Source organism: Paenibacillus puldeungensis (assembly GCF_042678945.1).
Taxonomy (GTDB): Bacteria; Bacillota; Bacilli; order Paenibacillales; family Paenibacillaceae; genus Fontibacillus; species Fontibacillus puldeungensis.
This window is the reverse complement of record NZ_JBHTLM010000003.1, coordinates 325,673-333,103: the sequence shown is the minus strand read 5'-3', so window position 1 is coordinate 333,103 and position 7,431 is coordinate 325,673. Positions and strand designations below refer to the sequence as shown.

Genomic DNA, 7,431 nt, shown 5'->3' with positions numbered 1-7,431 from the left:
AAATAAGAAACTAAAAGAGAACATGTAAATAAGAAACTAAAAGAGAACATGTAAATAAGAAACTAAAAGAGAACATGTAAATAAGAAACTAAAAGAGAACATGTAAATAAGAAACTAAAAGAGAACATGTAAATAAGAAACTAAAAGAGAACATTAAATAAGAAACTAAAAGAGAACATGTAAATAAGAAACTAAAAGAGAACATTAAATAAGAAACTAAAAGAGAACATGTAAATAAGAAACTAAAAGAGGTTAATATGACTAAGAATAACATGCGAAATTCTGTGACTTAGTCTTGTTTATCCCTCCTCCTACCACTTCCAGTTATAAGGATGGAGGGTGCTTTTTTATGCTAGATTTTGTTCGCGTTGCTAAGCGACGTGTTAGTAAACCGAGTTATTGGTTTGTACTTCTTACACGTGTAACAATTGGTGTCGTTGTAAGTGTTACTGCAGGGGTTATTTTACGCTTAATCTTTTAATTTTTAGAGGGGGAGATCCCCTCTTTTTTTATTATGGGCTTTAGCCGGTTGAGCACGTGAAACGTGCGAACAAAAAACCACTCGCTATGCGGGTGGAGGGATTGAGGGTTTGACCAACAAGACCATACCGATAAAATTGAGATGTTCAGGCTCAATAATGAAAGGAATGGTCTTAGATGGCAAACAAGAGCTATAGTCTAGCTCACACGAAGTGGATGTGCAAATACCACATTGTGTTCACCCCGAAGTATAGACGGAAAGAGATTTATAATCAAGTGAGGAAAGACTTGATCGAAATCTTCAAACGTCTATGTAAATACAGGGGAGTGGAGATATTAGAAGGCCACATGATGCCAGATCATGTACATATGTTAGTAGCGATTCTACCAAAAATCTCAGTATCATCATTTGTGGGATATTTGAAGGGAAAAAGCTCACTGATGATATTCGAGAAGCATGCCAGCTTGAAGTATAAATATGGCAATCGAAAATTTTGGGCGGAGGGATACTACGTCAGCTCAGTAGGCTTAAATGAAGCAACCGTCGCAAAATATATACGTGAACAAGAGGCACATGGCTGCTCCGGTATCGATGACTAGATGATCGATGGTCAGGGAGCGTCCTTTATAACGGATCGTCATGGAGGTTTGCAGCAGGTTATCGATATATTTGATCCGCATGTTATCGGCTCCTATAGAATGGAGGTTTTCTTAGCTCGATCGCAATTTTTTCTTGGCCGGTGTGGTAAACGATGTTATTGTCTTTGCATTTTAGGAGCTCTTTGGTCGCTTCGGAGGGGTCTTGAATGGCTCGAACCAGGGCAACCTCTTCAACGTACTGAATGTTATCTTCCGTATAGGAGTCGAGAATTGCGAGCAGTACATATTGATCGGGATAAACCGTACGAACTTCCTGCCACTGCATAAAATCACCCCATTCTTAGTATTTCATCTCTAAAAATTATATCATGTTTTGAGAAATAGGAGAGGTCCTCCCGTAGCCTCCTTGAATTCCCCCACCATCTCGAATCATAATAGACCTAAGATAGACAAGAGGAAGTGAAAAAATGAACAAGATCCTACTGCTGGAGGATGATTTGAGCCTGATTGATGGGCTTTCGTATTCGCTGAAGAAGCAAGGGTTTGATTTGGATATTGCCCGGACGGTGAGGGAGGCGGAGGCTCTTTTTGCGGAAGGGAACGCGGACGGAAGATATGATTTGCTCATATTAGACGTGTCCTTGCCGGACGGTTCCGGGTTTGAGTTTTGCCGGAAGGTGCGGCAGGTTTCGAAGGTGCCGATTGTCTTTCTGACGGCGTCGGACGAGGAAGTGAATATGGTGATGGGACTGGATATGGGCGGCGACGATTATATCACCAAGCCGTTTAAGCTGGGGGTGCTGGTGTCGAGGATCAATGCCGTGCTGCGGAGGGCGAAGGATTTTGGAGCGGCGGAGGCGGAGATGGCGTCGAATGGCATCAAGGTGCTGCTGTTGCAGGGACAAGCATATAAGGACGAGATGGCCCTGGCGTTAACGGCAGCGGAATATAGGCTGCTTTGCTTGCTTATGAGTCATCCGAATCAGGTTCTTTCCAAAGAAATGATCCTGGACAAACTGTGGGATGGGCAAGGAAGTTATGTCGATGACAATACGCTGGCAGTTTATATTCGCAGGCTGCGCATGAAGATCGAGGAAGATCCCAATCATCCGCAAATCCTGTTGACGGTCAGAGGCATGGGGTATAAGTGGAAGGTGACGAATTGAGGTGGGACGATGCGCATTTTGACTAACCAGGATATTAAAAAGCTGTTCCTTTCATTATCTTGTATCTTCGTTTTGTTTATGGGGTTGTCCCAGCTTTTAATCTGGCCGTCCAGCGGCTCTTTGCGTCTGGGCCTTTTCGTGCTCTCACTGTTGATCGCCGCAGGGGTATTGGGCAGCTGCTTCATATATTTTAAAAGACAGGATCGCATGATGGAGGAGGCCATCGCTCAAATCTCCCGTTTCATGACGGGCCATACTCATGCGCGGATCGAATGCGATAGCGAGGGGAGCCTTTATAAGCTTTTTCACGCGGTGAACACGTTGGCTACGACGCTGGACGCGCATGCCGCCAAGGAGCAAAAAACGAAGGAGTTCCTGAAAGACACGATCTCCGATATTTCCCACCAGCTTAAGACGCCCCTTGCCGCCCTCAATATTTACAATGGGCTTTTGCAGGACGATAGCGAGGATCCGGCCGTCATGCGGGAATTTGCAGTCAAGTCGGAACGGGAAATCGACCGGATCGAAGCGCTGGTGCAGAGTCTTTTAAAGATTACCAAATGGGATGCCGGTTCAATTCAGATTGAGAAGTACCCCGAAAACATCGCTGATCTGATGAACGACCTCCGGCTGCATTTTGAAACGCGCGTCGATCTGGAGCGAAAAACCATGACCCTGTCGGGGCCGCCGCAGGCCGAGCTGGTTTGTGACCGGGGCTGGATCTTGGAAGCCGTAAGCAATGTGGTGAAAAACGCCCTGGACCATACGGAAGCAGGCGGTCATATCACCATTGCGTGGAACGAGCTGCCTTCCATGACGCAGATTACGGTTAAGGATGACGGAAGCGGCATCCACCCGGAGGATATCCACCATATTTTCAAGCGGTTTTATCGCAGCCGTTTTTCGAAAGATACGCAAGGCGTTGGCCTGGGCCTGCCGCTGACTAAGGCCATTGTTGAAGCGCATGACGGCAATATAACGGTGGATAGCGTGTTAGGGAAGGGCAGCGCCTTTGTGCTGAGTTTTCTCAACCTTACAAAACCGTAAGCCGGCATTCATGTGAGCGTAAGCCGCAGATAGTAAACTCCGTGATAGAAAGGAGTGAGCGAATTTGAATTTACTAGAAGTGGATTCCGTATGCAAAACCTATGGAATCGGCGAAACGGCCGTTAACGCCTTGAAAAATGTAAGCTTTACCGTGCCCAAAGGCGAATTTGTTGCGGTTGTCGGGGAGTCCGGCTCCGGAAAAAGTACGCTGCTGAACATGATCGGGGCCCTGGATACGCCCACGTCCGGCAATGTGAGGATCGACGGGAACGATATTTTTCACATGAAAGACGAAAAACTGACCATTTTCCGCCGCAGGAATATCGGCTTTATCTTTCAGGCGTTCAACCTGATCCCGGAACTCAATGTGGAGCAGAATATCACCTTTCCCTTGCTGCTCGATTATAAGAAGCCAGATCAGGCGTATGTGGAAGAAATCCTTGCAGTTCTGTCCTTAACGGACCGGCGTAAGCATTTGCCTCGCCAGTTATCCGGCGGACAGCAGCAGCGCGTGGCGATCGGCCGCGCTTTGATTACTCGCCCCATGCTTATCCTTGCGGATGAACCTACCGGTAACTTGGACAGTCAAAACAGCAACGAGGTCATATCCCTGCTAAAAACGGCCTCCAAACGCTTCCAGCAGACGATTGTCATGATTACGCATAACCGGAGCGTGGCTTCGACGGCGGATCGGGTGCTGCAGGTGTCGGACGGCGTGCTTACCGATTTAGGGGTGTACACCGAATGAAAAGCTATCTGGGTTTGGTATCGGAATATGCCAAAGTGCACAGGAAGAAAAACCGGCTCACCGTGGTCTGCATTGCTATATCCGTAATGCTGGTCGTGGCCGTATTCGGCATGGCCGACATGAGCGTGAAAGCCCAAATCAACGAGAATATCCGGCAAAAAGGGAATTACCATGCCGTGATTGCGGGGATATCGGACGGCACCGCCGGGCAAATCGCAGGCCGGAGCGATGTGAAAGTATCGGGTTGGGTCGGGATGGCCGAGGACACGGTTTTTCGAGGAAAAAAACTGCTCATTCAGGGCGGCGAACAGGATATCGCCGAACAAATGAACCTGGCCGTGAGCGAGGGAGCGTATCCAGCTTCCGAACGGGAGGTTTTGCTTGACCGGCCGGCCCTTAAGCAATTCGGCTTGTCCATTGGGGATACGATCGAAATTGCTTTGGGCGATGGGCAAAAGCGGGAATATAAGATTACCGGGACGTATAACGATTTTTCCAGTTTAAAAGGAACGGACTCCCACGGCCTGTATCTGTCGACGGAGGGGATTCGTGCGCTTCCATCCGAAAAAAGAGAATATTATTATGTCCAGTTTAAAAGTAACGTGAACATTAACCGGGCGCTATCCGACATTAAAGCGGAGCATGGCCTGACCGATAAACAGGTCTCCACGAACCTGATCCTGCTGGGTTTGATGGGTCAAAGCAACGACAGCTCGATGATCGGTCTCTACCTTACGGCAGGAATTCTCTTTATCCTGATTACGATGGCCGCTACGTTTATGATCGCCAGCAGTTTTAACATGAGCGTGCTGGAACGGACGCAATTTTTCGGCCTGCTGCGTTGTCTTGGCGCTACAAAAAAGCAAATCAAACGGTATATTCGGCTGGAGGGTTTGCGATATTGCCTGCAAGGGATCCCGATTGGGCTATTGGCCGGATGTGGCGTGATGTGGGTGGCGGTTTTATTCCTGAATGCCTTGAATTCTAAGTACTTGCCGGAAATGCCGGTGTTTCAAATCAGCTGGCCTAGTATGGCTGCCGGTACGGCGATCGGGTTACTAGTGGTCATGCTCGCTTCGAGGTCGCCGGCCAAAAAAGCAGCGAAGGTATCTCCGCAAGCGGCCGTAACCGGAAATATCAATCATGCGAATCATCAGCCCGTCAATCGAGCTGCGAATACCAAATGGTTTCGCGTGGACACGGCGATGGGGTTTAGGCACGCTTTTTCCAATAAAAAGAGCATGGTGCTGATATCGGGATCTTTTGCGCTAAGCATCATCCTGTTCTTGTGCTTCACGGTTTTGATCACCTTCATGGGCAATGCCTTAAGGCCGTTGAAACCTTACGCGCCTGATATTTCCATCATGGGCGTGCAGGATTCCACCTTGCTTGACCATTCCCTGATGGAACAAGCAAAATCGCTTCCGCATATCAAAAATATCTATGGACGGATGGTTTCTCGTAATATTCCGGCCAGCCACCGACAGAAGGATAATAAGGTTACGTTGATTTCCTATGACGAACCGCAATTTAAATGGGCGAATGACAAGCTGATTTCCGGAAACAGGGATCAGGTGCAGAACGGCAACGGGGTATTCGTCAGTTATTCGGAAGATTTCAAGTGGAAGATAGGCGACACCATCACCCTAAATTTGCCGGGAGGAACCCATCAGGTCCAAGTGGCTGGGATCCTCTCCGACACACCGTTTGTGGCCACGAAAGGCGAATCGATCTTGATATGCTCCGAAGCCACCTTTACCGCGCTGACCGGAATTTCGGACTATACCATCATCGACATGCAAGTCAATGAAGATATTTCCGACCAGGTCAGAAGCCTGATCACGCCGCAAATGCAGCTGCTCGACAAACAGCAGGCCAACCGTGAAACTCGCGCGGCCTATTACGCCATGGCGGTATTCGTTTACGGGTTTTTGCTGGTCATTGCGCTGGTTGCGTTGATTAACATCTTGAATACGGTAAACGCCAGCGTTTCCAGCCGTATGGGCAACTATGGCGTGATGCGTGCGGTAGGCATGTCCGGCAAGCAACTGAAAAGGATGGTTACGGCCGAAGCCGCTGCATATGCGCTATCAGGCAGTGTGGTGGGCGGTATTTTGGGACTGCTTCTGCATCGATTCTTTTTTGGGATGATGATTACCTCCAACTGGGGAGAGCCTTGGCAGCCGCCGATCACGGTTTTGGCGGTCTCCATTTTAGCGGCAATCCTCACGACGTTTGTGGCGGTGATCTCACCGACCAAGAAGGTTCAAGAAACGAGCATCGTCAATGTGGTGAATGCGCAGTGATGTATACCAATTAATATCATTATGCTCCGTAACTCCTGTTGAGTTTGGGGCATTTTTTTTGGATAAGCAGTTCGATTACAATTATTTCATTGTCATGGAAGGAATGAGAAATAATAGCATTTATATTGACAGAAATTAGGAGGTAATATACATTAAATCTGTAAGAATAATTATCTTTAGTTGGTTTGACGCCGGTGTTGTCTGTCGCTACCTTTATCCAAGCTGTGATTACCGCGGAATTGCACTGGGATGAAGGAATCCGTGGAGGAGGAGGTCATTTTAGCCAAATTTCTTGAGGCAAGTGACGTTGCTGACTGTGCTGGGAGATCGTAGAGGAATCCGAAAATTAGCTTATTCTAAGGAGGAACAAAGATGAAAAAACTCATCGCTTCTTTGTTAGCTATTCTAGTAATTCCGATTTTTTTGACCACGCCTTCATATGCAGCAGAAAGCAAGAGCGACAAGGGTTTTGTTACCGCACAGTCCATTGACGGAGTTACGGTGGAAGCATCCATAAAAAGCAGCCTGCCTAATGAATCCGTTAACGCTGTTATCGAGGAGGAGCCGGTAGACAACAGGCTTTTTGGTACATCAAGTGAAGATCAAATCATTAAATCATATAAAGTTAGCTATATTATTCCAAGAAGCGAGCAATCATCCTCACCAATTACACCGTCAAGTTCACAGGGAGGCAGTAAAGGAGAAGTAGGCGCTACGGCTAACATCACAATCATCTACAATAAGAACGGAGATCTCATTGATATTCAACGAGTGTATGGCGGATGGACACCTGAGAACAGCCTGTATTACCTTACGGATCGAGAGGTCATTTACAGAGCCGATTCTATTACTGCCGGAAAAGTAGAAAAAAAATCGCCAACCTCGAACTCTTTTAACTATTATCCGGGTTGGGGAAACGTTCTGTATTATCCCAATACGGCTTACTCTTCCACAGGCGCTTTTTCTTGGGCAACTATACGGGTAAGTGGAATGACCGCATATTATAATATAGAATTGAATGTAAAAATTTAATATAAAACAAATAGTAGATTAATACAGGAAAACTTATAGCAATGGAGGCAAA

Annotated in this window: 8 protein-coding genes; 6 read left to right on the top strand and 2 right to left on the bottom strand. The window is 47.2% G+C overall.

All coding sequences use genetic code 11. The features are described 5' to 3' along the window. Nucleotides 1–657 precede the first annotated feature (657 nt). Nucleotides 658–1,080, top strand: coding sequence for an IS200/IS605 family transposase (tnpA, locus tag ACFQ3W_RS06540; protein ID WP_379317843.1), 423 nt, complete (start codon nucleotides 658–660; stop codon nucleotides 1,078–1,080). Here the strand turns inward: tnpA and ACFQ3W_RS06535 are convergent. Then, nucleotides 1,009–1,161: a hypothetical protein gene (locus tag ACFQ3W_RS06535; RefSeq protein ID WP_379317976.1), complete on the bottom strand. Its 153-nt coding sequence runs from the start codon at nucleotides 1,159–1,161 to the stop codon at nucleotides 1,009–1,011. The two genes, tnpA and ACFQ3W_RS06535, sit on opposite strands and share 72 nt — an antisense overlap. Nucleotide 1,162: 1 nt before the next feature. Continuing rightward, nucleotides 1,163–1,405, bottom strand: coding sequence for a hypothetical protein (locus ACFQ3W_RS06530; RefSeq protein WP_379317841.1), 243 nt, complete (start codon nucleotides 1,403–1,405; stop codon nucleotides 1,163–1,165). Between the two features lie 142 nt (nucleotides 1,406–1,547). Between ACFQ3W_RS06530 and ACFQ3W_RS06525 the strand changes: the two genes are divergently transcribed. The 5 genes from ACFQ3W_RS06525 (at nucleotide 1,548) to ACFQ3W_RS06505 (ending at nucleotide 7,379) form a co-directional block, all read left to right on the top strand. Continuing rightward, nucleotides 1,548–2,246: a response regulator transcription factor gene (locus ACFQ3W_RS06525; protein WP_379317839.1), complete on the top strand. Its 699-nt coding sequence runs from the start codon at nucleotides 1,548–1,550 to the stop codon at nucleotides 2,244–2,246. Between the two features lie 9 nt (nucleotides 2,247–2,255). Continuing rightward, nucleotides 2,256–3,293, top strand: a complete 1,038-nt coding sequence (locus ACFQ3W_RS06520; protein WP_379317837.1) for a sensor histidine kinase — start codon at nucleotides 2,256–2,258, stop codon at nucleotides 3,291–3,293. A 64-nt stretch (nucleotides 3,294–3,357) separates the two neighbouring features. Then, a complete protein-coding gene (locus tag ACFQ3W_RS06515; protein ID WP_379317835.1) occupies nucleotides 3,358–4,041 on the top strand; it encodes an ABC transporter ATP-binding protein in 684 nt (227 codons plus the stop codon). Beyond that, nucleotides 4,038–6,347 (top strand): FtsX-like permease family protein, encoded by a 2,310-nt coding sequence (locus ACFQ3W_RS06510; RefSeq protein ID WP_379317833.1) that lies wholly within the window; start codon nucleotides 4,038–4,040, stop codon nucleotides 6,345–6,347. Before ACFQ3W_RS06515 ends, ACFQ3W_RS06510 begins: the two co-directional genes overlap by 4 nt. Before the next feature lie 372 nt (nucleotides 6,348–6,719). After that, nucleotides 6,720–7,379 carry a hypothetical protein gene (locus ACFQ3W_RS06505; RefSeq protein WP_379317831.1) on the top strand — a complete coding sequence of 220 codons (660 nt, stop codon included), beginning with the start codon at nucleotides 6,720–6,722 and terminating at the stop codon, nucleotides 7,377–7,379. Nucleotides 7,380–7,431: the final 52 nt, after the last annotated feature.

Excerpts from the sequence above, each read along its gene's own strand:
- tnpA (WP_379317843.1), top strand. The coding sequence starts at position 658 with ATGGCAAACAAGAGCTATAGTCTAGCTCACACGAAGTGGATGTGCAAA.
- ACFQ3W_RS06535 (WP_379317976.1), bottom strand. The coding sequence starts at position 1,161 with ATGCGGATCAAATATATCGATAACCTGCTGCAAACCTCCATGACGATC.
- ACFQ3W_RS06530 (WP_379317841.1), bottom strand. The coding sequence starts at position 1,405 with ATGCAGTGGCAGGAAGTTCGTACGGTTTATCCCGATCAATATGTACTG.
- ACFQ3W_RS06525 (WP_379317839.1), top strand. The coding sequence starts at position 1,548 with ATGAACAAGATCCTACTGCTGGAGGATGATTTGAGCCTGATTGATGGG.
- ACFQ3W_RS06520 (WP_379317837.1), top strand. The coding sequence starts at position 2,256 with ATGCGCATTTTGACTAACCAGGATATTAAAAAGCTGTTCCTTTCATTA.
- ACFQ3W_RS06510 (WP_379317833.1), top strand. The coding sequence starts at position 4,038 with ATGAAAAGCTATCTGGGTTTGGTATCGGAATATGCCAAAGTGCACAGG.
- ACFQ3W_RS06505 (WP_379317831.1), top strand. The coding sequence starts at position 6,720 with ATGAAAAAACTCATCGCTTCTTTGTTAGCTATTCTAGTAATTCCGATT.